The organism is Chryseobacterium sp. TB1-D10 (genome assembly GCF_059803555.1).
In genome coordinates this window covers 446,124-469,457 of record NZ_JAPFHB010000002.1, presented here as the reverse complement: position 1 = coordinate 469,457, position 23,334 = coordinate 446,124, and the positions used below count along the sequence as shown (strand labels likewise).

The following is a 23,334-nucleotide window of genomic DNA, read 5'->3' as shown; positions in this document are numbered from 1 at the left end:
TGCAGTTCGGAGTTTTATTTTAGACTTACGCTCCGACAACAGAACCTTTAGCTTTTTCAAGGAAGCCGCACTCGGTTCCCAGTTCTTCATTTCGCCCTCGTTCTTGAGGGTAAACTCCGCAATCCTTTTAGCATCCACCTTATCATTCTTGCCTCTCTGCAAACCAAGGCTTTTACTCAAATGAAGCGGATTGATGACGAAAACAGAACCTGCAAAATTCTCCAGAACCTCGTATAAATTCCAGTTGTAACGTCCTGTATTTTCCATTCCCAGAACAATATCCTGATTGTTTTTAGTAAAAGGTTTTAAAAATTTCCTGATCGCGGAAATTTCGTTTGCTATTACAAAATATTCCTCCCCAGACTCATTTTTAACACAAATGTCGAGCGTTTTTGAACTGATGTCGATGCCGATTGCTGTTTTTTTCATAATTTTGGATCTATCAATTAAACAAAAGGAAAGAGAAACTTTCATCCAATTCAACTCCTTAATAATGGGCTTCAAATCCCTAATTTCTATTTGAATTTCGATGAAAGAAAGAGCATTTAATTCTAAATCAAGCCTTGGGTTTTTCCCGGAGCGGAGCAAAGTTTAATTAAATGCTTTTCTCTTTCTAAATTTAATATTTTCCCAATCATATTTTATTATTACAAATCTAAAGGAACGGAGCTCTTTTTGTGAGGAGGAACGACGAGCAAAAAAGCGGGAGTGGAAGGCGGATAAGTTGCCCAAATCTTAAGTTTCGAGCGAGTCAAATCATATCAATCTTAAACGGATTTCATATTGTCGCCATCACGGAAATTGAGTCTTCGGAAAACGAATCCTGAAAGAATCGTGAGAAATCCAACAATCAAAAAGGTGTACCGGAAAGCGTTGTGGACTTCGTTCTTTATGAAAGTTGTATCACCTTCAAATATTTTTAGAACAATTAATCCAAAAGCAATCCCAAATCCAACCGCAAACTGCTGATTTACAGAAACCAAAGAATTCCCGCTACTGTTTTGATAAGGTCGTAAATCGGCAATCGAAATCGTGTTCATCGATGTAAACTGTATGGAATTGAAAAAACCTAGAACCAATAAGATCGGAATATACCAATAGATAGAACTCTGAACCGTCGGAATCGCCAGACAGCAAATCAAAATGCCAATCACAAAGGTATTGGTCATCAATGTTTTGCGATAGCCAAATTTGTCCAAAATCCCAATAACATAAGATTTTCCGAACATCGCCGTAAGAGCCATTGGTGCAACGATCCAACCTGAGGTAAGCGCTGATTGTCCGTATGCAATCTGGATCATCAGCGGAACCAAAAGCGGAATAGAACTGATTCCCAACCTCGTAGCGAGATTTCCTAAAATCCCAACACGGAAGGTTCGAACCTGAAAAAGATTCAAGGGAAAAATTGGATTGTTGTCTGTTTTGGCGTGTTTATAATAAAAGTAAAGCATCAGAAAACCTAAGACTAAAACCAATAAAACAGGTGTGATGTTCTGAGCATTCCCAAGTAATTCCAACGAAATGGAAAGAAGTAAAGATGCCATTGCGAAGATTAGAAAGCCTTTCAAATCAAAGTCAATGACTGGCGATTTGTAATTCGGCATATATTTTAAACTGAGCAAAATCCCCAGAATTCCAATCGGAATATTGATGAGAAAAATCCAGTGCCAACTTAGATAATCTACCATATATCCGCCGACCAGAGGTCCCATAACTGGTCCAATCAAAGCAGGAATAATGGCAAAATTCATTGCTTTCAGAAGTTCGTTTTTATTGAAAGCCCTAATTAACGCTAATTTCCCAACAGGCGTCATCAAACTTCCGCCAATTCCCTGAACGACTCTGGAAATTACCAATTCCGTAAGATTATGTGATAACGAACAGAATAATGAGCCTAAGGAAAAGACAACGAGCGAAAGAATGAATATTCTTTTAGTCCCAAACTTATCCGCCAAAAATCCGCTGACGGGCATAAACAAGGCCAAAGTCAAAACATAACTGATGATCGCATTCTGCATATCCAGTGGCGATTCCTGAAGATCTCTTGCTATTGAAGGCAAAGATGTATTCAGAATTGTGGAGTCCAGCATTTGCATAAAAATAGCCGTTCCTAAGATAAAAGGAAGAAACTTTTTGATTTGATCTGTGGCTTGTATCTCGCTCATTATTTACATTTAAACTATTAAAAAAATCCGCTTGTCTGCGGATTTATATTTTAAACCAAAGGTTCTTGCTGACTGAGACAATGGAAACTTCCCAACCCCCAAATAATATCGGTGGAATCTATGCCAACCACTTCCCTTTCCGGGAAACATTTTTGGATAATTTCTAATGCTACTTCATCTTTATCACAATTGTAAGTCGGAACAATGACTGATTTGTTTGCGATGTAAAAGTTGGCGTAAGACGCTGGTAATCTTTGTCCGTCACAATAAACCGGATCCGGCATTGGAAGTTCGATGATATTTAAAGGTCTTCCGTCTAACAATTTCATTTCTTTTAACTGACGAAGATTGGTTTGAAGGATTTCGTAATTGTCATCTTCTTTATTATCTTCAATCACTGTCAAAACGGTGTCTTCATTTACAAATCTGATCGTGTCGTCTACGTGTCCGTCTGTATCATCGCCAATAATGCCGTCGTCTACCCAAAGAACCTGTTTTTGTCCGTAATATTTTTTCAGATAATCTTCAACTTCTTCCTGAGAAAGATGCGGATTTCTGTTTTCATTAAGCAAGCAAGATTTTGAAGTCAAAACCGTTCCAGCACCGTTGAATTCAACAGAACCACCTTCCATAATGATTCCAGGATAAAGAACAGGAAGTCCTTTTTCTTCAGCGATTTTAGTCGGAATCACGTCATCCAATTCGAATGGCGGATATTTTCCTCCCCAAGCATTGAATCCCCAATCTACAATGATCTTTTGAGGTTCTTCTCTGTTTTTATTAATCAAAAATGCGGGACCGTGATCTCTGCACCACGCGTCGTTGGTTTCGTGGAAATAGAATTCGACTTTGGAAATATCAGCGCCGGCTTTGGAAATATGTTCCATTGCGAAAGCCTGCATTTCCTGATCTTTTACATTGATACAGACAAATTCCCCTTTCGTAAGTTCAGCAATGAATTTGGCGTAAGCTGGATAAATCAAATCAATTCTTTCCGGCCAGGATTCCTCTTTGTGAGGCCAGGAAAGCCAGGTTGCTTCGTGCTCTTCCCATTCTGCAGGGAAGGTGTATCCATTTTCTAACGGATTGAAATCTTTATCTATAGTCATTAATCTTCGTCAATAAAACGTTTTGTAATCGGCGAATAGGTCTCGATCCTTCTGTCTCTCAAGAATGGCCAGTGCTTTCTCATATAATCAGTCTGTGCGAGATCAACCTCAGTAACAACCACTTCTTCCTTATCGTGAGAAGCGAGATACAATAATTTTCCCTGAGCATTTGTGACAAAACTTCCACCCCAAAATTTCATTGCGCCATCCTGCTCATAGCCCACTCTATTTACAGAAACTACGGGAAGGCCGTTTGCAACTGAATGAGAACGCTGAATCGTCTGCCAAGCGTTGTATTGATCCTGATTGGTTTCCTCATCTTGCGTTGTGTCCCAACCGATTGCTGTGGGATAAAACATAATGTCGGCACCCATCAAAGCAGTAATTCTCGATGCTTCCGGATACCATTGATCCCAACAAATAAGAACTCCAACTTTTCCAAATTTTGTAGGGAAAACTTTATATCCCAAATCGCCCGGTGTGAAATAAAACTTCTCGTAGAAAGCTGGATCATCCGGAATGTGCATTTTTCTATATTTACCAAGATAAGTCCCGTCTGCATCGATAACTGCAATTGTATTGTGATAAAGTCCCTGCGCTCTTTTTTCGAATAACGACGCAATAATCACAACACCTAATTCTTTTGCAACTGGAGACAACGCGTCGGTTGAAGGTCCTGGAATAGATTCTGCCAAATCGAAGTTATCATAGTCTTCTACATCACAGAAATATAAGGATGTGAAAAGCTCCTGCAAACAAACAATCTGAGCGCCTTTTGCTGCAGCTTCTCTTATTTTTTCAATGGCTTTGTTCAGGTTTTCCTGCTTGTCTGCCACGCAAGACATCTGAACTGTACCTATTTTAACTTTTGACATTTTTAAAAATTTTTACAAAAATACTAAGATTCTAACGAATCAAAAATCCAACCAAAAGATTTAAACCCATATTTCAAAAAATTAATTTGATTAATCATAATTTTTAAATCCTTGAACCCTCAATTTTCCACTAAATTATTACCTTTGCAACAAATTAAAATGCCACAGAATTATGATGAATTACCACACCAGAAAATGGATAAAACCTGAAGATCTCAATCCTAACCATTCACTTTTCGGAGGCAGACTTTTGGAATGGATTGATGAAGAAGCGGCACTTTATGCAATTATTCAGTTAGAAAATACCAGAACGGTTACCAAATATATCTCGGAAATTAACTTCGTAAGTTCTGCAAAACAAGGTGACATTATCGAAATAGGAATTGAGGCAGTTGAGTTCGGGAGATCATCTCTGACCCTGAGATGTGAGGTTCGAAACAAAATGACGCATCAAAAAATCATTACTATTGAAAGATTGGTTTTCGTAGCTCTTGACGAAGACGGAAATCCGAAACCGCACGGCAAAACAACGATTGAGTACGTCGCAGACCGATTGAGTTTGAAAAATACCTCTGAAGAAAATCAGTAGAATCTAGTACATAGGTTCTATTTTTTTTATAATAATTGAAGTTCCGTCCGGTTCAAAAAATTTTCTTTAAATTCGTGACGTTTTACAAATCGATATAATGAAAAGAAAAATTCTTCTATCAGCCCTGTTTCTTCCGGCTGTCATGGCTTTTGGCCAGCAATACGGCGGAATGTGGATCCCGACGGAACTTAACGAAAAAGAAATGAAAGATCTGGGAATGAAAATTTCCGCAAAAGACATCTTCAATCCTGACAAAGCGAGTATCAAGGATGCCGTGGTTCAGTTTGACGGTGGCTGTACAGCTGAAGTCATCTCTCCAAAAGGTCTACTACTGACCAATCACCATTGCGGTTACGACAACATCCAGTCTCACTCTACGGTTGAAAATGATCTTTTAACCAATGGTTTCTGGGCAAAAGATATGACAGGCGAATTACCAAATCCCGGTGTTACAGTTGATTTCATCACAGACATCAAAGAAGTAACTGCTCAAATCCTTCCTGGAACAGAAAACCTAACCGGAGCTGATCTTAACAAGAAAATCACAGAAAATATTGAAGCTTACAAAAAAGCACAAAAAACTGAATCTTATCAGACCATTTCTGTAAGATCTATGTACTACGGAAATAAGTTCTATGCTTATGTGATCGAGACTTTCAAAGATATAAGACTGGTTGGTGCACCACCTTCTGCTATAGGCAAATATGGTTCTGATACAGATAACTGGGTGTGGCCAAGGCATACGGGAGATTTCTCTATGTTCAGAATTTATGCTGACAAAAACAACAAACCTGCGGAATATTCCAAAGACAACATCCCATATACACCAAAACATTTCCTTCCTATTTCTGTGAAGGATAAGAAAGAGGATGATTTCACATTCGTATTTGGATTCCCGGGAAGAACGACGGAATATCTTCCTGCAATCGCCGTGGAAAAGATCATGACAGAAACAGATCCTGCAATGATTGCGGTGCGTGATGTTGCGTTGAAAACTTTGGATGAAAAAATGCGGACAAACCCTGCAACCAAAATCCAATATGCTTCTAAATATGCAAGAGTTGCCAACTATTGGAAAAAATGGATCGGCGAAGTGGAAGGTCTTAAAAAATCCAACGCTGTTGAGAAGAAAAGGCAATACGAGCAGACTTTGATCTCGAAAAATCCGGCAATCAAAACAACTATTGATCAGCTTAATCAAAAATATAATGAGCAGGCACCATACAATCTTCACAGAGCTTACTATTCTGAAGTTGTACGAAACTCTGAAACCTTTACACTGGCTAATATCTATTCCAATTACATTCGGGATTTTGAAGCTGGAAAAGTGGATGCTAAAGCTTTAGAGGCTTTGAAAGGAAGATTAGCTGAATTCTATAAAGATTACGATGCAGAACTGGATGCAAAAGTAACAGCGAGAATCCTTGCGCTGTACTCAAACAGAACACCAAATCAGTTTTTACCAACGGATTTTGGATTATTCAAAGAGGTTAATAAAAATCTTAGCATGGTGGATGCTGTTTCCAGAATGTCTATTATTACCGGGAAAGGAGATATGAACGGAGCAAAAGCGACTGATGTTGATAAGTTTTTTGCAGATCAGAAAGTATTGGTAGAGGATTTGAAAAAAGATCCATTCATCCAAATGTTCGGAACTTTTAAAAGCTCCTACATGGAAACTACAGATGCAAAAGTGACTTCTCTACAAGCAGATATTGATGCACTTCAGAAGAAATTTATGGCGCAGCAAATGGAAACAGATAAAGATAGAAAATTCTTTCCGGACGCTAACTCTACCCTTCGTGTAACTTACGGTAAAGTGAAAGGTTCCGATCCTAGAGACGCTGTTTCTTACGGTTACCAGACGCATCTTGCCGGCGTCATGGAAAAATACATTCCGGGAGATTATGAATTTGATTTACCTAAAAAACTAATCAGTCTTTACAACTCCAAAGACTACGGTGTCTATAAAGATAAAACAGGCGATGTTCCAGTAAACTTCACTGCAACAAACCATACAACTGGCGGAAACTCCGGAAGTCCGGCTTTAGACGCTTACGGAAACCTCATCGGTCTCAACTTCGACAGACAGTGGGAAGGCACAATGAGTGACATTAATTATGATCCGAAATTGTGCAGAAATATTATGGTAGATACCAAATATATCCTTTTCGTGATCGATAAATATGCAGATTCCAAATGGCTGCTGAACGAGATGAAAATTGTGAAGTAAATTTAATAATTCATTAATAAATCTAAAATGCCAAGGCTTATTGCTTTGGCATTTTTATGTTATATTTGGCGAAAACTAATTTATTATGAAACTTAAAAAACAAATTACAGTTTTCGTCATTTTATTATTTTCTTTAGCAGTAAAAGCTCAAGGTGAATTTATTACCATTTGGCAACCTAACAATCCTTCTACCCAGGTTTATGATTCTAATGCAACACCTTTGACTTTGAGTACAAGTAATCAAATTTATTTTCCAGGGAGCGGTTATAATTATAAGATTGATTGGGAAGAAATTGGAAACACAAATCATAAAGGCATATTATCAAATGTCAATTCTTCTTTTGGCAGTCCTATTTTGATAGATTTTGGGAGTTCTACAGCCACAAATCCAAAGTATAAGTTAAAGGTAACTAATGGGTCTGGCAATTTTTACGGAATATACTTTTCAGCATATTATGGGGATCAGGAAAAAATAATCACAGTCGAGCAATGGGGAACTACAAAATGGTCAACAATGAACGGTGCGTTTTCTGGTTGTAAAAATATGGATGTACTGGCAACGGATGTTCCTAATTTATCAAATGTTACATCAACAGTCTTTATGTTTTCAAATTGCAAAAATCTAAAAGGGAATTCCACTTTTAATTTATGGAATACTTCAAATATTACGAACATGGAGTACATGTTTAGCGGAGCAGAAAGTTTTAATCAGAATATTGGAAGTTGGAATACATCTAAAGTGACTCATATGTATCAAATGTTTGCAGGAGCAAAACAATTTAACCAAAACATTGGAAACTGGGATTTGTCAAATGCAGTCAATATTTATGGAATGTTTTCCGGCGCCACCAACTTCAATCAGAACATTGGTAATTGGAATATTTCCAAAGCTACCTCATTATCTTTTATGTTTGATAATGCTACAAATTTCAATCAGAACCTCAGTACTTGGGACACATCAAATATTACCAGTATGACAGGTATGTTTCAATATGCTACAAACTTCAATCAAAATATAGGAAGCTGGAATACTTCGAAGGTTACAAGCATGGGTACGATGTTCGCTCAGGCTTATTCATTCAACCAAAACATTGGGAATTGGGACACATCAAATGTTACAGAAATGAGTGGAATGTTTCAGCGGGCATATAGATTTAATCAAAATATAGGTGGCTGGAATGTTTCTAAAGTTAAGAAAGCAACATTTATGTTTTTAGAAAGTGATTTTAACCAAAATATTGGAAACTGGAATCTAAAAGTTTAACAAACGCAATTTATATTTTTAATCTTTCCAAAATGTCTTGTGATAACTATAATAAAACGCTGATTGGTTGGGCAAATAATTCAGATACACCTAATGGTATTGATATCAGTCCTCTTTCCCCGCTGAAATATTCCTCTACTGATGCAGTAGCTGCGAGAACAAAATTAAGAACAAGCAAAGGCTGGACAATAAGTGGTGATAGTTATAATCCAAGTTGTCTACTCTCAACGAATGAAGTTTCTGAACAATCAAAAATAGAAATCTATCCAAATCCTTCCTCAGAATTCTTTTATTTCAAAAACGCAAAAGAAAATGACTTGGTTTTTTTATATGATATTTCCGGTAAACTTGTCCGAAAAGACAAACTTAATTCGCAGAAACAAGTTTTGGTAAAAGGCATGAAAAACGGAAATTATATAGCTATAATCAATGGCAACTCTTATAAATTAATTGTAAAATAAATTTAAATATTTTTAAAATACCAACTTTGTCAGAGTCCGGTACTTTGACAAAGTTTTTTTTGCATGTAGCAGAAACACAAACCAAGATCAATAGCTTACCTTTGCCACAAATAAGTATTTATGTCATTTGAGTCGTTAGGATTATCAAGCAATATTATCAGTTCTGTTAAAAAATTAGGTTATCTGAAACCTTTTCCAATCCAGGAACAGGCTATTCCTGTAATTTTGCAGGGAAAAGACCTGATGGGAATTGCGCAGACAGGTTCCGGGAAAACAGCCTGTTTTGTGATGCCTATTTTAGAAAAACTACAGAATACGGAAGTTAAAAAAGACCGTAATATTGAGGTTTTGATATTGGTTCCAACCCGTGAATTAGCGATTCAGATAGATGAAGTTTTCAGAGCTTTTACAGATAATCTGAAACGTGAGATCCGCACAATGGCAGTTTACGGAGGTGTTTCAATCAATCCGCAGATGAAAGGCATGTTCGGCGTGGAAGTTTTGATTGCAACGCCCGGACGTTTATTGGATTTGATTGATCATAACGCTTTAAGTATTTCCGGAATTCAGCATTTGGTGATAGATGAAGCTGACAAAATGTTCCAGTTAGGTTTTGGAGAAGAAATGAATAAGCTTTTCGATCTGATGCCTGTAATGAAACAAACCACTTTATTTTCCGCAACTTTAGATGACAAAGTTTCTGAAATGAAGGAACGTCTGTCCATCAATCCGATATTAATCGAAATCAAAAAAGAGGAAGTTGAAATTGATGATATCGAGCAATTGGCTTATCACGTTTCCCCCGAAAACAAAGGTCCTTTTTTAAGATATTTGATTAAAGAAAAGAAAGTTGAAAAGGCCTTAATCTTTGTTTCATCAACAAGATCCGCCGATAATCTGGTTGAAAAACTGAAGAAAAATAAAATAAAAGCGGTAGCCATCCACAGTCAGAAATCCCAGGGTGCACGTAGAAATAATCTGGAAGAATTCAAAGTGAACGGTGCTCAGATTTTGGTTGCAACCGACTTGATTGGTCGTGGAATCCACATTGATGATCTGCCTTGCGTCATCAATTACGAATTGCCGCGCTCGCCCTTGGATTACATTCACAGAATCGGCAGAACTGGTCGTGCAGGTGAAAAAGGGACTGCTATTAATATTTTGACGTATGACGAACTGCAGCATTTCCGGGTGATCCAAAAGAAAATGGGAAAGAAAGTGACTCTGCAAAGAACTGGTGATATAGACCTGCACGGATATTAATCCATTATTTACTTTTCACAATCACATTTCTGTCTTCTGTGCCGTTTGAATGCATTATCCCAAAACGGATAAAGCTTGATGGCCAGATAAACATTCGCAGCGTGAAGCTTCTTCTGCTTAAATAACAAAGGAAATACATTTTCACTCCCAAGAATCAGCGGTCCAAGTCGCAAATAACCGCCAAACTGTAGATTCCGGTATTCTGACAAAGTGGTAGAAATCCCATAACCTAAAGCTTCTTTCTGAATAGAATAATTGGCATTAAGTAAGTTATTTCGTTTCAAAGAATTTTCAAAGACAGGAACCCGCTGAATCCAGTTGAAATTCACGAAATGATGCTCTTTAATCCTTTGGCTGTAATTAATATTAATGCTTGTCGGCAAACCGATTTTGAAACCGTAGCCGGAAAACGATGCATTCTCATTCCCATAAGCTTCCTGGCTTAATAATTTGAGATATTGCTCAGGACTTTCAAATTCCTGATCATCAAAATTTGGGTTATTTTGAAGCCAAATCGTGTTGCCGTTGGCAAAGCTATGATTATTGCCCTGCTTGAAATTTACAAATCCAAGATCCAGAATATTAAAGGAAAATTTAGAATTATATTCCTCTTCACGAGGTTCCTGATCCAGCATTGTAATTCCCAAATCCAGTCCTAGTCCGGAGCCATTCTGTTTATAGTCGTACGTTTTTGTTTCTGAATTATAATTGGTAATGTAATTCGCAGAAACGTTATAATTGGAAGCATAGATGTTCATCAGGTCTGGATTGTCTCCCAATGCCGGTTGCGTTGCAGTAAGTTCTATATTTTGATGGTTGATAACATTGGCAGCATCCAAACCCATTTCGTACTTCAGATTGATCCCAAGAATCCATTGTTTGTCGGCATAAGAAAAGACTGTGGTGGCAGCATTGAAGCCTATCTCGTTCCAGCTCATTGCGTTTGTAGAAAAAGGTTTCAGCTCATACAATGATGGCTGGAAAATCATTTCGTTCCCAAAGCGAAGATAATTATCCAATTTAAGAACCGAAGCCTGCGCTCGCAGACGACTGAATATTCCATAGACATATTTTTTCTCCTTGATATTCGCAGTCATCGAGAATGATGGACCTAAAAGATCCGTGTTGAACATCAGATTGGCGTTTTCTTTATTATAGAAATCAAAAACGTTGGGTTGATTGGTTCCTGTGATGTTCTTTTTGGGATTTGCAACTTCTATTTCGGATGATGGCAAACCAAAAAGATTCTGCTGAGAGATGTAACCATAGTCATTCTGAAAAAAAGCATCTACAGAAATGAGATTAATGTCCCAAGGATTTGGATTGAGAAAAGGCTGCGTTGGAGACAGCACCGCAGAATTGATTCCACTGTAATTATCATTAGAAAAACTAAAATTATTTTGTGCTGTAATTGTTACAAAACAGAACATTATCAGCGAAGAACAGAATAATTTCAGCATCTTAATACACAAGTGAATAGTAAACTCAAATTAATGGAAAATATTGTTACAAATTCAAAAAATATCAAAATAATTTTTATCAAAAAACACAAAAGTACTTTTTAAATTACAATTGTGTTTTTTATAATTTAACTTTAATTTATAATTGGTAGGATTAGATTGATTTAATTATCTTGCTGATGGCAAACTAAATCACATTTAATCAAAATCTTAAGTCTATGTTATTAGCAATTATATTCCCCTTTCTATCCTTCTTCTTCAGAGGGAAGATCATTACTGCAGTGATTTGTTTTATTTTACAGATCACAGTTTTAGGCTGGCTTCCTGCGGCGATTTGGGCGGCGATGTCTTTGAGTAATGAAAGAGCGGAGAAAAGGAATGAGAAGTTGATTCGGGCGGTTAGACAGAACAGGAAGTGAAATGATTTATCCTGTATTTTTTAGTTTAATTATTTATAAATCATATTTCAATGAGTGTTAGCAAGAGACTTTTAGAAAGTAAATCTGACCAGGAATTAGAACAATATATAAAGCCAGAAAGCAAATTTGTAGTGGAAGCTCAAATGTATGCTTATGAAATTTTGAAATCTCGTGGCAGAGAATTCACAAATGAAGAAAGTGAAAGAATAATCTCATTAACAAATCAAAAGAAAACAGAAGAAATCATCATTCATCCAAATCATAAAAAAGCTGCTGACCTAATCTACCTTTCGGGAGCTTTGGGAATTGGAAACATAATCTGGAAATCTGATACTTTAGATAGTGGTATCAAAATTTTTATAGCTGTAATTTCGGTTGTTCTTATTTTCGGAATTGGATATTTTGTAAGTAAAGGTTTAGAATGGATTAAGTATGTACTTGTGATAATATTAGGTTTAGGTATGCTTGGGTTACCTTTTATCATTATTAATCTAAAAAATGATCCTGTGCTCGGTATTATCAATATTATCCAAACAATTTTACAGGTTTGGTCTTTGGTTTTATTATTTCAAATTCCTCGATCTGCTAAAAAATAATTAAGATCATTTTCAATTTTCAGAAATAAAAAAAGGATGAGCCTTAGCCCATCCTTTCTCATTTTATAAACTTATCAGAAATTAGTATCCAAAAATCTCTTCTAGGCTAACTTCCGTAAAAGTTCCCATTTTATTAATGGACTCCATATTCAGGTTTTCTTTTTTCCCGATGATGGCGGTGTTGTAAGACAACGGCTTCACTTCGGTGTTGTAGAAACTGGTCAGTTCCGGTAATGTCAGGGTCTGGATCTCTGCATACACATCTTTTCTGATGTCATGGTCCACGCCTAATTTCTTAAGAGAAAGCTGATTGTAGAAGATTGTTGTTCTGTTGATTCTGTTGGATGCAATCTGTTTCAGGGCAGATCCTTTTGCATTCTCAAACTGAGCTGGGATTTGCGGAAGCTCTACCATCAGTTCGCTCATTGCAGCTACTGCTAAAGGCAATTTATTGGCCTGCGTTCCGATGTAGTTCACAACATAATTTGGTTTGTTGAGTTCTGTTGCATTAGCATAAGAAACATACGCTGAATATGCCAATGACTTGCTTTCTCTGATTTCCTGAAAAACAATGGATGATAATCCACGTCCAAAATACTCATTGAAAACACTCGCTTTCCCGAAGTTCGCCAGGTTTACATTTCCTGCTTTTGCCACTTTGGACATTTCCATCTGCACCATATCGTAACCTGTGAAATATACTTTGCCATCGGTCGCCAACTCTGGATAATCTTTCGCTTTTGCAGGCTGAAGTTTTGTATTTTCCACAAATGGTTTCACAGCTTTTTCCAGACCTTTTTGCTCTTCTCCGTAAAGGAAAACTTCGTAAGGATACTGGTTCAGGGTTTTGATTTTGGACATCAGCTCATTTACATTAATGCTTTGCAAACGCTCTTTGGAAATAATATCCGTCATTCTGGATTCTTTCCCGTATTTGGCGTAATTCGTCAGAGCAGCCATAATTCTGGTTTTGTCTTTCTTGGCAACATCTCTGGATTCAAGGATTGTTTTTACGGTTTGGTCGTAGATGGCTTGATCTGCTTTCACATTATTAATCCAATGATTCATCAGCTCCACGCCTTTTTTCATATTGCTTTCCAGTCCGCTCAAGGCAATGATCATCTGGTCATTGGTCGTTCTGAATTGGTTGGTAATTCCCAATTTGTAGAACTCTTCCTTCAATTGTTCCGGCGTGTATTTGTCCGTTCCAAGATATTGAAGAACCGTTACGCCCAGCGCCAATTCTTTATCGTTATCGGTTCCAAAAGGAAATACATAATTGACCTGAGCCACTTCATTATATTTATTTTTAACGAAGCTTACTTTTTTATCTTTAATGGTTGAGGTCGCAATAGCTGTATTAAAATCAATGAATTGAGGTTTTATGTCAGACGATTTTGCATTGATGATCTCTTTCAGGAACGGCGATTGTGCTTCTCTGTTTAGTTTGATTGGTGTGATACCAGGATTCTGAACACGAACCAACTTGTCATTCACGCCTTTTTCTTTGTAAACCACCACGTAATTATCCTTGAAGAAATCGTTGGCAAATTTCACCACATCAGCTTTCGAAATGCCTTCGTATTGATTGATTTCGTCAAGCTCTTGTTCCCAGGTTCTGTTGTTGATGTAAGTCGAATACAGAGTCGTCGCCAATCCGTCCGCCGTTTCCCAGTTTTTCATTCTCTGGACTTTCATATCATTGATGATCGCATTCAGCATCCAATCGGGGAACTGTCCTTTCTTCACCAATTCGATTTGGTCTAATAACAGTTTCTTTGCATCATCAAAGCTTTGTCCGTCTTTTGGAACCACGCTCAATACGAAAGCACCATAAGTTTTGAATGCCGATTCGTAAGCGCCGGCACCAAGCGTTTTTTGTTTTTGATTGATGTTAAGATCGATCAAACCTGCATCACCATTGTTGCTTAAAATTTCCGCTACAACATCTGCCAATCTTGCATCCTGAGTTCCGTAAGAATCCGTTCTCCAGGCTAAAGTCATTCTTGGTGTGGACGGACTTTTTACCGTTCTGGAAACCACGCTCGTCATTGGCTCTTCCGATACCATTTTCTTCATCGGAAGTTCTTTGTATTTGAAGGTTCCGAAATATTGATCCACCATCTTAATGGTTTTATCAAAATCCAGATCGCCGACCAATACGACTGCCATATTATTAGGCACGTAATACGTATCAAAATATTTGTGGATCGCCACCATAGACGGACTTTTCAAATGTTCTGAAGTTCCGATAGTCGTCTGCTGACCGTTTGGATGTTTCGGGAAAAGGGCTTCCATCATTGCGTAGTTTACCAATCTTCCATCATTATCCTGAGCACGGTTGAATTCCTCGTAAACTGCCTCCAATTCTGTATGGAACAATCTCAAAACCAATTCTGAGAAACGTTCTTTCTCCACTTTCAGCCATTTCTCGAGTTCGTTGGATGGGATGTTGTTTTTGTAAACAGTTTCGTCCAGCCACGTATGGGCGTTGGTTCCTGTGGCGCCAAGAGAAGAGATCGCTTTGTCGTACTCGTTAGCGATGGCGTATTTGGAAGCTTCCTGAGAAACCTCGTCGATTTTCTTGTAAAGTGCTTTTTTCTTTTCCGGATCTTTTTCCGCTTTGTGCTGCTCGTAAAGATCTGAGATCTGCGTCAGCATTGCTTTTTCTTTTTCCCAATCGCTAGTTCCCAAATGAGAAGTCCCTTTGAAAACCATATGTTCCAGGTAGTGCGCCAATCCAGTATTGTCGCTTGGATCATTGTTGGATCCTGTTTTTACGGGGATATAAGTCTGGATTCTGGGAGCGTCATCATTCTTTGCGAGATAGACTTTGAGTCCGTTCTTTAAGGTATAAACACGAACGCCGGATTGATCGTTCTTTACGGTTTCGTAAGTGTAGCCGTTTTTATCTGTGGTGCTTTGTGTTTCAAATTTCTGTGCCATTGCATTCATCATAAATAAGAGTGAAATTGAAATAAATAGTTTCTTCATACTATACTTTTATTTTTCCGGAGCGTAATTTACGCAACATTTTATTAGTTGCCAATTGTTGGGGTTTGTTACTTGGAGGTTGGAATGAAAAAAACACGGATGAGGATCTGTGTTTTTAAAATATTGTAATTTGTAAGAAAGATTTCAAAATCATTCTTAATCTTCCAAAGTTTTTTCAAAACCTATTTCTCCTGCAATATGTAATATATCGAATGTATTTTTAAACTGAAGAAGATCTGTATTTGATGATGGTAAAACCTTATTGAATATTAGTAATAAGTCATCTTCAATTTCTTCATAATCATCTTTTGAGGAGTTTGATAGTTCAGGAGACCAAGATATTGTTAGTACATATATTGGGATTGACCAAGTTGAATCAATTAATTCAAAATATATTTGGAAATTTTTTTTATCGATTGGAATAATTTCTTTTAATGATTCATCAATTTCATCTACTTTTTCAAGCTGAACCATTTGAAATCTAGAAACTTCAATACTTCTGTCAGTATGTATTAAAGGAAATCCTGGAATTGATTCTAGTTCACTTATTATAGTTTTTGAATAGTTTTTATTATTAAATCTATTCATTGCTTTAGATAAAAATTCAGGTATCTCACCTTTATATTCATTGCCTGGAATGGAATCTAACAGTTTATTCTCTTCTAATTTATGTCTGACATTTCCATTCTCAAAGCTTTCCCAATCCATTGCAACACTGTAGATACCCATAAATGGATCAAACATTACAGTTGTTATAGCAATTAGACAGCTTTCATTATTTTCATTTATTATTTGTAGTGATAAATCATTTGTTTGAATAATTTCAACTATTTTATCTAATTCATCTTTGTTACATTCCCAAAGTATCATTTGTCCTTCAATATTTCTTTGATGAACATTATTAATATTTAGAATAGAAGGAGTAATTTCACAACAACCAAAAAATTGTACCGCAATATCTTTTGCGGGATTTACTTGATGATAATAATCCCAACTTCTTGCTCTTCTACTCACTTGGCTGAGAAAACCCGGAGGAAATTTAAAGTTATAATCAAAATCAGATACAAGATTTATATTATCAATTTTGGAATAACTAGTCCAATATGTTAATTCATTAACCCAGGAGGATTTTTCTGAAACAATTTTAATTGGACTAACAATAAATGCTATCCATTCGTTTTGTTTTAATTGATATTTAAAATCCTTTAGTTTTGTTCGTAGGTCTTCTAAGAATTCAGATAAATTTGCTTTGTGCGAACTAACTTTTATCGATGGCAGAATGTAGGATGGATCTAATCGCTTTAAAACTGCCATCCAAGATGGAAGTAATTCAATATAGTTTCCAGATATATTTGATTTTAGGTTGTCATTATCATATATGAAGTCTGAGAAATTATGAAAAGGTATAATTCGATAGTTTGGCATTAAAACAGGTGTAACATCACAAGAAATTGTCGCTTCATCTAATCTTAAAATTTTATGATAGAATTTTCTAACTTCTTCTAAAATAGTTTCCTTTGAATTTTGATTAAATAAATTTTGTTTTGAAACTCTAATTGTAGGATTTTTCTTTTCAAGCTTTGAAGGATTTTCGATAATTTGTTTGGTTGGAACAGTCCAGTAACATACATCAGAATCTTCTTCATAGATAATTAGAAATACAGGAAAGTAACTGGTTAGCCAAGCTTTTAATAAACCAGAACTAATAGACACACTGTAATCACCATTTTGAAGTTCTTTTACATAATCACTATCTTTTTTTGTAGATTTTACCTGACATCTCAGATGATAGTTTGTTCTAATATTATCAATAAAAATATTACAATCTATATCTTCACCGAAATCACTTTTAATTATATCAGCAGTCCATTTAAATTTTCTTAATATAAGTTGAACCATACTTTCTCCAATATCTCCTAAATTTTGGGCGTCTGTTTGAATAGGTTCGTTTCTGCTCATTTTTTACATTATTTTTTTATATTTCTCAAGTGTAGTAGACAACATTTTAGATCCTAAAATTACCACAATTTCCAACATGCTCCACAAAAAAACCACCTCCACCCACTTCAAAAGTGGCTAAAGGTGGTCTGCATAGTATCAAAAGGTGGTTGGTCAAGTGTCAGTCGGCACTTGTGCAAGTGGTCTTAGGCAGTTGCGAAGTACCTGGAGGCACTTGGGTAAATGGTTCCGGATACTTGTGCAAGTGGTTGCAGGCATTTCGGAACCTGCTTCAGACACTTACCCCACCTGTAGCAGGGACTTTGGAACGTGGGATACCCCCCTCCCGAACCACCCCTTACTGGGTTTTGTCAACCTCGGTACTTGGCGGCGGGATGGGCGCGCCCGCAGTAAAGAACTGTTTCATATCTTCATAGATCACTGTGGTGCCTGGCACATTCTCCCCTGCCAGATATTTCACATTGCGGTAGAAAGTGATGGAGTTATGATAATTATCAAAATCCAGAAGAATCTTGGTATCCGAAAGTTGCTCTGTCACTGAGTTTAGTCTCTGCATACGGCTTTCGAGTTGTTGCCTTGCAGCAAAGTCCTTCTCATATTCTGCCTTGTCCAGAAAAACAGGAACGTATTGCGCATACTGATCCATATAGTTTTTGGCTTTGTTGACAAAGAGTTTGTTCTGCTCGGCGATGCTGCCGTACTGCTGTCTCTGCTCGGGAGTCAGATTGATGGTTTTACCTTGTAGTAATGATTCTATCATACTGATAGCATCGTCAAGTTTTTCAAGTTCTGAATTAGTGAATTCTACACTGATTAAATTTTCTAAAGCCATGTGTTGATGGTTTTTTTAAGTTATTAATAAATTATTTTGAGCACACACCAAAGGAATATTATAAGAGTTACCATCGCCCAACGAGACTTCACATCACACCATTATTACATACTGATGGGATGACATTTGAGTCGGAAAGATTTTTGAAAGGTATTTTGCGGGTGTGAAATGACTGCCAAAGAAAGGCAGAATTGGGATTCTGGAATCATAAGAATATCATTTGTGTGTATCACAAATATATTTAAAATATTAATACAACAAATAAACTTACGTTAAAAAAATACGGAATCATACAAATCCGTTTTCTGTTAAAACCAGAGACTTGCAGAGCCTCAGCTTGTGGATTCTCTTTCGATTTTTTACATTTGCTGCATCTTATGAAAGCTTCCCGAACTGCATCTTCCCAAATCACACCGCCTTAGTTTAGCAGGCGACTCACTCTTTCGGTGTCCAAAATCTTTTTTGGGCTGTATTACTGATTTCAAAGCACAAGTTTACCCTCATTATTTCAACAACCAAACCTTGGAATAATCTATAGATATTACAAAAATGGAATATACCTTTTCAAATTTTCAGTCCTTAAAAAATATTAATATAAAAAATGAAGTCCTGGCAGGACTCACAGTCGCAATGACGATGATCCCAGAATCTCTGTCATTTGCCATCCTTGCAGGCCTCTCTCCACTTACGGGCTTGTATGCTGCATTTCTTATGGGAATTGTAACTGCACTTTTGGGCGGCAGACCGGGAATGGTTTCCGGCGGTGCCGGTGCTACGGTAGTGGTTCTCATCGCCCTGGCATCGTCCCACGGTGTCCAATATCTCTTTGCAGCCGTCGTTCTTGCTGGAATGATTCAGGTCTTAGTCGGTGTATTAAAACTTGGTAAGTTTGTGCGGCTGATACCACAACCTGTGATGTACGGTTTTCTGAATGGTCTTGCTGTCATTATTTTTATGGCGCAGGTGGCGCAGTTCAAAGTCGTGAAAAACGGTGTAAGCTCCTGGATGGAAGGTCCTGCACTGGCTATTATGGCAGGACTGACGCTTTTGACCATTGCCATTGTATTTATTTTTCCAAGGATTACGAAGGCCGTTCCAGCATCATTGGTTGCCATCATTATAGTTTCGGGATTGGTTTATTTTCTAGGTACAGATACCAAAAAGGTAATTGATATTGCATCTGTAAGTGGCTCGCTGCCCTCTTTTCACATCCCTAATATTCCATTCAATATAGAAACTCTGAAGATCATCTTTCCGTATGCCGCTATTATGGCTGGTGTGGGTCTAGTAGAATCTCTTCTTACGCTCAATATGGTAGATGAGATTACCAACACGAAAGGAAGTTCTAACAAAGAGGCTTGCGCACAAGGCATTGCGAACATTACCAATGGTTTTTTCGGAGGAATGGGTGGCTGTGCAATGGTAGCGCAGACGCTGGTCAATATCAACGCAGGTGCCAGAACCAGGATCTCGGCAATCATAGGCGCACTGACTATTTTGGTCATCATTCTTGCAGGCGGCCCGGTCATCGAACAAATCCCGATGGCAGCATTAGTAGGCGTGATGATGATGGTTGCTATAAGTACCTTTGAATGGGTGTCATTCCGCATCATTACCAAAATGCCAAAATCGGATATTTTCGTGGGGATTCTCGTGGCAATTATTACCATTATTCTGCATAATCTCGCTTTGGCAGTTCTTGTTGGGGTCATCATTTCAGCACTTGTATTTGCATGGGACAGCGCAAAACGAATCCGGGCGAGAAAGTCTGTAGATGCAGATGGGATCAAAACCTACACCATATATGGTCCTCTGTTTTTCGGAAGCACGACCGCATTTGTAGATAAATTTGATGCAGCGAATGATCCGGAACAGATCATCATAGATTTCAAAGAATCTAGGATCGTGGATATGTCTGCCATCGAGGCTCTGAAAAAAGTCATCGAGAAATATAAATCGAACAACAAAAAAGTCGTATTGAAACATCTGAGCCAGGACAGCATTCGGCTGCTGGATAATGCCAGCGGCTTTATTGAAGTGAATATTCATGACGATCCGACCTACAGAGTGATGCCGGAAAAGTAATTTCAAATTTCACGATAAAAACAAAAATTAATAATCTCTAACTTCTCTGAAAATCAACGAATGATCACAATTAAAAAAGTTTTGTGAACAAACTGGAATATGGATTGCTTATGATAAAACTTAACAAAATTATTTCACCAAATCACAATTCATATGGACGATCAAATCACAAGAAGAGAAGCACTGGACAAATTACTGGATATCGTAACGCCTGAGGAATCTACAGATCATCAGGAAAACCAGCAACAAGAAGCTTTTACAAACCAAGGAGAATCTCACCTGGAAGATCCCACTACAAAACACCCCAAACCACCTTTCAACAAACAGTTCCAGCCATTTCCCGGATTAGCGGCGAAGATGGATCCGGTTCCTGACCATGGCGAAGAAAGCTATGTAGGATCCGGCAGACTTGCTGGCAGAAAAGCGCTTGTTACAGGTGGAGATTCCGGGATTGGACGTGCAGCAGTCATTGCTTTTGCAAGAGAAGGTGCCGATGTTGCAATCAATTACCTCCCGGATGAAGAATCGGATGCAAGAGAAGTTATCGATTTGATTACAAAAGCCGGCCGAAAAGCAGTAGCAATTCCCGGAGACATCCGTGATGAAGCATTTTGCCAGCGGTTGGTTTCAGAAGCCGTGAGCCAATTGGGAGGACTTGATATTTTGGTCAACAATGCAGGACATCAGAAAAGCAATGAATCTATACTGGATATCAGCACAGAAGATTTTGACAGAACGATGAAAACCAATATCTACGCACCGTTCTGGATCACAAAAGCAGCACTGCCCCATTTGAAACCGGGTTCCAGCATCATCGGATTATCATCTGTACAAGCTTATGATCCTTCTGCGGATCTTTATGATTACGCACAGACTAAGGCCGCAACTACGAGCTATGTAAAATCATTAGCAAAACAATTGGGACCAAAAGGCATCCGAGTAAACGGTGTAGCGCCTGGACCAGTCTGGACAGCGTTGGAAGTAAGCGGCGGACAGACGCAGGAAAAGTTGGTAGAATTTGGTGGTGACACGCCATTGGGAAGACCTGGACAGCCAGCTGAATTGGCGTCTATCTTTGTGCAGTTTGCAGATAATACCGGAAGTTTTACAACAGGTCATATATACGGTGCGGCTGGCGGAAGCGGGCAACCTTAGGATAATTACTTCTATTTTAGAATTGAAAAAGACCGTAATATTTGTTACGGTCTTTTGTTTTATTATTGTTTGTTGGATTTTAGCCTATTACAACAAAAATATAGCTAAAGATATGATAGATGCTGTTGTAAAAATGGTTACAAGAAGTTGAAACATATCTTTTCTGTCTGCCTCCAGCAATGTTAATTTCCTTATGATCAGATATAAGCCGTATGAAAAACCAATAGCGATGAAGTCAACGATTACTGTGTATGAAATTTTTGCAATGATGATTTTCGTATAATTTTTTTGTACTGGATCATTTGATAATATAATAAAATTGACACTGACGAAAATGAAAATACATATTGCAAAGACAATAGCAAAAAATAAAAACGTGATGAAATTTTTCAGCATGATTCCAAATTAAATCACACTTAGGAAAGCCATTGTATCGACATTATCCGCATAAGTGTCCAAAGACGGATTCTGCGTTTCTCCAAACCTGATAGATTCTAATCCCAATTCTGGTTTCGCCACAATTGCCTGAATCTCATCTCTGTTATCTTCCACAAATTGTTTCGCATCTTCCAACGTTTCATAACGTGAAAAATTAACGACTGACAACGGACTGAACAACTTCTTATCTTCTCTCAGCATCACAAAATTATTATCCCAGAAAAGGTCTTGGTTTAATAGGTAAACGGCGCGGTTGTAATCGTAATTATTCGCATATTTATTATGATTGATGACATCCTGATATTTAGCAAAATTCTCAAATATTCCGTCAACCTTCATATCCTTTGGAAGTAAAAGTTTGGTTACATTTCTGCAACCCAACCCAAAATATCTGAAAATATCATCTGCCAAAAGCTGAAGTTCTTCTGCGGTTTCATCGCCTTTCAAAACTGCTATGGATGTTCTGTTTTTTCTAATAATACTCAAGTGATTTTTGAAGTAATATTCCAAGTATCTTGCGGTATTATTACTTCCTGTAGCAATCACCGCATCGAAGTTTTCCAGTCTTTCTACGATTTCAAATTCAATTGAGTTATCGGAAAAATCATTCCATAATTCCAATAAAAATGGCAACATCAATTTATCTTTCGACGATAATTTAATGATTGGAATATGATTGCTCAAAACCACCGAGATAATATCGTGAAACCCAACAATCGGAATATTGCCCGCAAGTATTAGTCCTACCCTTTTCGGCGTGCTTGATAATTGATATTTTGACAACCAGTTTTCAATATTTTCTTTCGTGAAAAGTCCTGCCCATTGTTTCAGATTATAGCGTTGATTTTCGATTGTAAACCAAGGATTTTCAATCTCGGAACGCTTCATCAGATAAGCCAATCGTTCTTCTTTTTCGTTATAAGAATCTTCATCTTTTTGAATGAAATCATTAATGAAATTTCCTAATTTTTCGAGTCCCAAAATTTTGTTTTCGTTCAGCATAGCTGGCTTTTTTTTTGTAATTTTGCACAAAATTAAAAATAAAATAGCAATGGCTATCAAGATAACTGATGAATGTATAAATTGTGGCGCTTGTGAACCGGAATGTCCGAACACCGCCATCTATGAAGGAGCAGTAGACTGGAAAGCATCCGAAGGAACCGATTTGAAAGGAATGGTGGTTTTGTCATCCGGACTTTCTGTAGATGCAAATGCTGCGCAGGAACCTGTTGCAGATGATTACTACTTCATTGTAACCGATAAATGTACCGAATGCAAAGGTTTCCACGAGGAGCCTCAGTGTGCTGCAGTTTGCCCTGTTGACTGTTGCGTTCCGGATGAAGACAATGTGGAAACCGAAGAACAACTTCTGGCTAAAAAAGCATTCCTTCACAACGAATAACCAAATATCTACACCAGATTATTACCAAAACAAAA

Annotated in this window: 19 protein-coding genes; 10 read left to right on the top strand and 9 right to left on the bottom strand. The window is 37.5% G+C overall.

Going from position 1 to position 23,334, the window contains the following annotated elements:
- The 4 genes from OPU68_RS04495 to OPU68_RS04480 form a co-directional block, all read right to left on the bottom strand.
- Positions 1 to 429: IS110 family transposase (locus OPU68_RS04495; RefSeq protein WP_498472799.1), on the bottom strand; the 429-nt coding region annotated here is incomplete at its 3' end.
- Between the two features lie 338 nt (positions 430 to 767).
- Positions 768 to 2,165: an MFS transporter gene (locus OPU68_RS04490; protein WP_498472798.1), complete on the bottom strand. Its 1,398-nt coding sequence runs from the start codon at positions 2,163 to 2,165 to the stop codon at positions 768 to 770.
- Between the two features lie 50 nt (positions 2,166 to 2,215).
- Positions 2,216 to 3,274: an agmatine deiminase family protein gene (locus OPU68_RS04485; RefSeq protein WP_498472797.1), complete on the bottom strand. Its 1,059-nt coding sequence runs from the start codon at positions 3,272 to 3,274 to the stop codon at positions 2,216 to 2,218.
- Positions 3,274 to 4,149: a carbon-nitrogen hydrolase gene (locus OPU68_RS04480; protein ID WP_498472796.1), complete on the bottom strand. Its 876-nt coding sequence runs from the start codon at positions 4,147 to 4,149 to the stop codon at positions 3,274 to 3,276. Before OPU68_RS04480 ends, OPU68_RS04485 begins: the two co-directional genes overlap by 1 nt.
- A gap of 175 nt (positions 4,150 to 4,324) precedes the next feature.
- Here OPU68_RS04480 and OPU68_RS04475 point away from each other — a divergent pair, with 175 nt between their 5' ends.
- From OPU68_RS04475 to OPU68_RS04455, 5 genes are all read left to right on the top strand, one after another.
- Positions 4,325 to 4,738 carry an acyl-CoA thioesterase gene (locus OPU68_RS04475; protein ID WP_498472808.1) on the top strand — a complete coding sequence of 138 codons (414 nt, stop codon included), beginning with the start codon at positions 4,325 to 4,327 and terminating at the stop codon, positions 4,736 to 4,738.
- Positions 4,739 to 4,835: 97 nt separating this feature from the next.
- Positions 4,836 to 6,971, top strand: coding sequence for a S46 family peptidase (locus tag OPU68_RS04470; protein ID WP_498472795.1), 2,136 nt, complete (start codon positions 4,836 to 4,838; stop codon positions 6,969 to 6,971).
- 85 nt (positions 6,972 to 7,056) lie between these two features.
- Positions 7,057 to 8,235 carry a BspA family leucine-rich repeat surface protein gene (locus tag OPU68_RS04465; protein WP_498472794.1) on the top strand — a complete coding sequence of 393 codons (1,179 nt, stop codon included), beginning with the start codon at positions 7,057 to 7,059 and terminating at the stop codon, positions 8,233 to 8,235.
- Between the two features lie 32 nt (positions 8,236 to 8,267).
- Positions 8,268 to 8,696 (top strand): T9SS type A sorting domain-containing protein, encoded by a 429-nt coding sequence (locus OPU68_RS04460; RefSeq protein ID WP_498472793.1) that lies wholly within the window; start codon positions 8,268 to 8,270, stop codon positions 8,694 to 8,696.
- A 120-nt stretch (positions 8,697 to 8,816) separates the two neighbouring features.
- On the top strand, positions 8,817 to 9,959 hold the full coding sequence (locus tag OPU68_RS04455; protein ID WP_498472792.1) for a DEAD/DEAH box helicase: 1,143 nt from the start codon (positions 8,817 to 8,819) through the stop codon (positions 9,957 to 9,959).
- Between the two features lie 8 nt (positions 9,960 to 9,967).
- On the opposite strand, the gene OPU68_RS04450 is transcribed toward OPU68_RS04455, so the two are convergent.
- A complete protein-coding gene (locus OPU68_RS04450; RefSeq protein ID WP_498472791.1) occupies positions 9,968 to 11,419 on the bottom strand; it encodes a DUF5723 family protein in 1,452 nt (483 codons plus the stop codon).
- A 218-nt stretch (positions 11,420 to 11,637) separates the two neighbouring features.
- Between OPU68_RS04450 and OPU68_RS04445 the strand changes: the two genes are divergently transcribed.
- Complete coding sequence (locus OPU68_RS04445; protein WP_498472790.1) at positions 11,638 to 11,838, top strand: YqaE/Pmp3 family membrane protein; 201 nt, start codon at positions 11,638 to 11,640, stop codon at positions 11,836 to 11,838.
- A gap of 50 nt (positions 11,839 to 11,888) precedes the next feature.
- Positions 11,889 to 12,434, top strand: coding sequence for a hypothetical protein (locus OPU68_RS04440; protein WP_498472789.1), 546 nt, complete (start codon positions 11,889 to 11,891; stop codon positions 12,432 to 12,434).
- A gap of 81 nt (positions 12,435 to 12,515) precedes the next feature.
- On the opposite strand, the gene OPU68_RS04435 is transcribed toward OPU68_RS04440, so the two are convergent.
- The 3 genes from OPU68_RS04435 to OPU68_RS04425 form a co-directional block, all read right to left on the bottom strand.
- A complete protein-coding gene (locus OPU68_RS04435; RefSeq protein WP_498472788.1) occupies positions 12,516 to 15,428 on the bottom strand; it encodes a M16 family metallopeptidase in 2,913 nt (970 codons plus the stop codon).
- A 156-nt stretch (positions 15,429 to 15,584) separates the two neighbouring features.
- Entirely contained in the window at positions 15,585 to 17,387 is a 1,803-nt protein-coding gene (locus tag OPU68_RS04430) for a DUF4365 domain-containing protein (RefSeq protein WP_498472787.1), read from the bottom strand.
- Between the two features lie 337 nt (positions 17,388 to 17,724).
- Positions 17,725 to 18,219: a hypothetical protein gene (locus tag OPU68_RS04425; RefSeq protein WP_498472786.1), complete on the bottom strand. Its 495-nt coding sequence runs from the start codon at positions 18,217 to 18,219 to the stop codon at positions 17,725 to 17,727.
- Positions 18,220 to 18,768: 549 nt separating this feature from the next.
- Here OPU68_RS04425 and OPU68_RS04420 point away from each other — a divergent pair.
- Both OPU68_RS04420 and OPU68_RS04415 read left to right on the top strand, forming a co-directional pair.
- Positions 18,769 to 20,304: a SulP family inorganic anion transporter gene (locus tag OPU68_RS04420; protein WP_498472785.1), complete on the top strand. Its 1,536-nt coding sequence runs from the start codon at positions 18,769 to 18,771 to the stop codon at positions 20,302 to 20,304.
- Between the two features lie 153 nt (positions 20,305 to 20,457).
- Complete coding sequence (locus OPU68_RS04415) at positions 20,458 to 21,459, top strand: SDR family oxidoreductase (RefSeq protein WP_498472784.1); 1,002 nt, start codon at positions 20,458 to 20,460, stop codon at positions 21,457 to 21,459.
- 405 nt (positions 21,460 to 21,864) lie between these two features.
- Here OPU68_RS04415 and OPU68_RS04410 read toward each other — a convergent pair whose 3' ends face one another.
- Positions 21,865 to 22,899, bottom strand: a complete 1,035-nt coding sequence (locus tag OPU68_RS04410; RefSeq protein ID WP_498472783.1) for an acyl-CoA reductase — start codon at positions 22,897 to 22,899, stop codon at positions 21,865 to 21,867.
- Positions 22,900 to 22,948: 49 nt separating this feature from the next.
- Between OPU68_RS04410 and OPU68_RS04405 the strand changes: the two genes are divergently transcribed.
- Complete coding sequence (locus tag OPU68_RS04405) at positions 22,949 to 23,299, top strand: 4Fe-4S dicluster domain-containing protein (RefSeq protein ID WP_498472782.1); 351 nt, start codon at positions 22,949 to 22,951, stop codon at positions 23,297 to 23,299.
- Positions 23,300 to 23,334 lie beyond the last annotated feature (35 nt).

Bases quoted from the DNA above. Each gene is read 5' to 3' on its own strand.
- OPU68_RS04490 (WP_498472798.1), bottom strand. From the start codon at position 2,165: ATGAGCGAGATACAAGCCACAGATCAAATCAAAAAGTTTCTTCCTTTT.
- OPU68_RS04485 (WP_498472797.1), bottom strand. From the start codon at position 3,274: ATGACTATAGATAAAGATTTCAATCCGTTAGAAAATGGATACACCTTC.
- OPU68_RS04480 (WP_498472796.1), bottom strand. From the start codon at position 4,149: ATGTCAAAAGTTAAAATAGGTACAGTTCAGATGTCTTGCGTGGCAGAC.
- OPU68_RS04475 (WP_498472808.1), top strand. From the start codon at position 4,325: ATGAATTACCACACCAGAAAATGGATAAAACCTGAAGATCTCAATCCT.
- OPU68_RS04470 (WP_498472795.1), top strand. From the start codon at position 4,836: ATGAAAAGAAAAATTCTTCTATCAGCCCTGTTTCTTCCGGCTGTCATG.
- OPU68_RS04465 (WP_498472794.1), top strand. From the start codon at position 7,057: ATGAAACTTAAAAAACAAATTACAGTTTTCGTCATTTTATTATTTTCT.
- OPU68_RS04460 (WP_498472793.1), top strand. From the start codon at position 8,268: ATGTCTTGTGATAACTATAATAAAACGCTGATTGGTTGGGCAAATAAT.
- OPU68_RS04455 (WP_498472792.1), top strand. From the start codon at position 8,817: ATGTCATTTGAGTCGTTAGGATTATCAAGCAATATTATCAGTTCTGTT.
- OPU68_RS04450 (WP_498472791.1), bottom strand. From the start codon at position 11,419: ATGCTGAAATTATTCTGTTCTTCGCTGATAATGTTCTGTTTTGTAACA.
- OPU68_RS04445 (WP_498472790.1), top strand. From the start codon at position 11,638: ATGTTATTAGCAATTATATTCCCCTTTCTATCCTTCTTCTTCAGAGGG.
- OPU68_RS04440 (WP_498472789.1), top strand. From the start codon at position 11,889: ATGAGTGTTAGCAAGAGACTTTTAGAAAGTAAATCTGACCAGGAATTA.
- OPU68_RS04435 (WP_498472788.1), bottom strand. From the start codon at position 15,428: ATGAAGAAACTATTTATTTCAATTTCACTCTTATTTATGATGAATGCA.
- OPU68_RS04430 (WP_498472787.1), bottom strand. From the start codon at position 17,387: ATGAGCAGAAACGAACCTATTCAAACAGACGCCCAAAATTTAGGAGAT.
- OPU68_RS04425 (WP_498472786.1), bottom strand. From the start codon at position 18,219: ATGGCTTTAGAAAATTTAATCAGTGTAGAATTCACTAATTCAGAACTT.
- OPU68_RS04420 (WP_498472785.1), top strand. From the start codon at position 18,769: ATGGAATATACCTTTTCAAATTTTCAGTCCTTAAAAAATATTAATATA.
- OPU68_RS04415 (WP_498472784.1), top strand. From the start codon at position 20,458: ATGGACGATCAAATCACAAGAAGAGAAGCACTGGACAAATTACTGGAT.
- OPU68_RS04410 (WP_498472783.1), bottom strand. From the start codon at position 22,899: ATGCTGAACGAAAACAAAATTTTGGGACTCGAAAAATTAGGAAATTTC.
- OPU68_RS04405 (WP_498472782.1), top strand. From the start codon at position 22,949: ATGGCTATCAAGATAACTGATGAATGTATAAATTGTGGCGCTTGTGAA.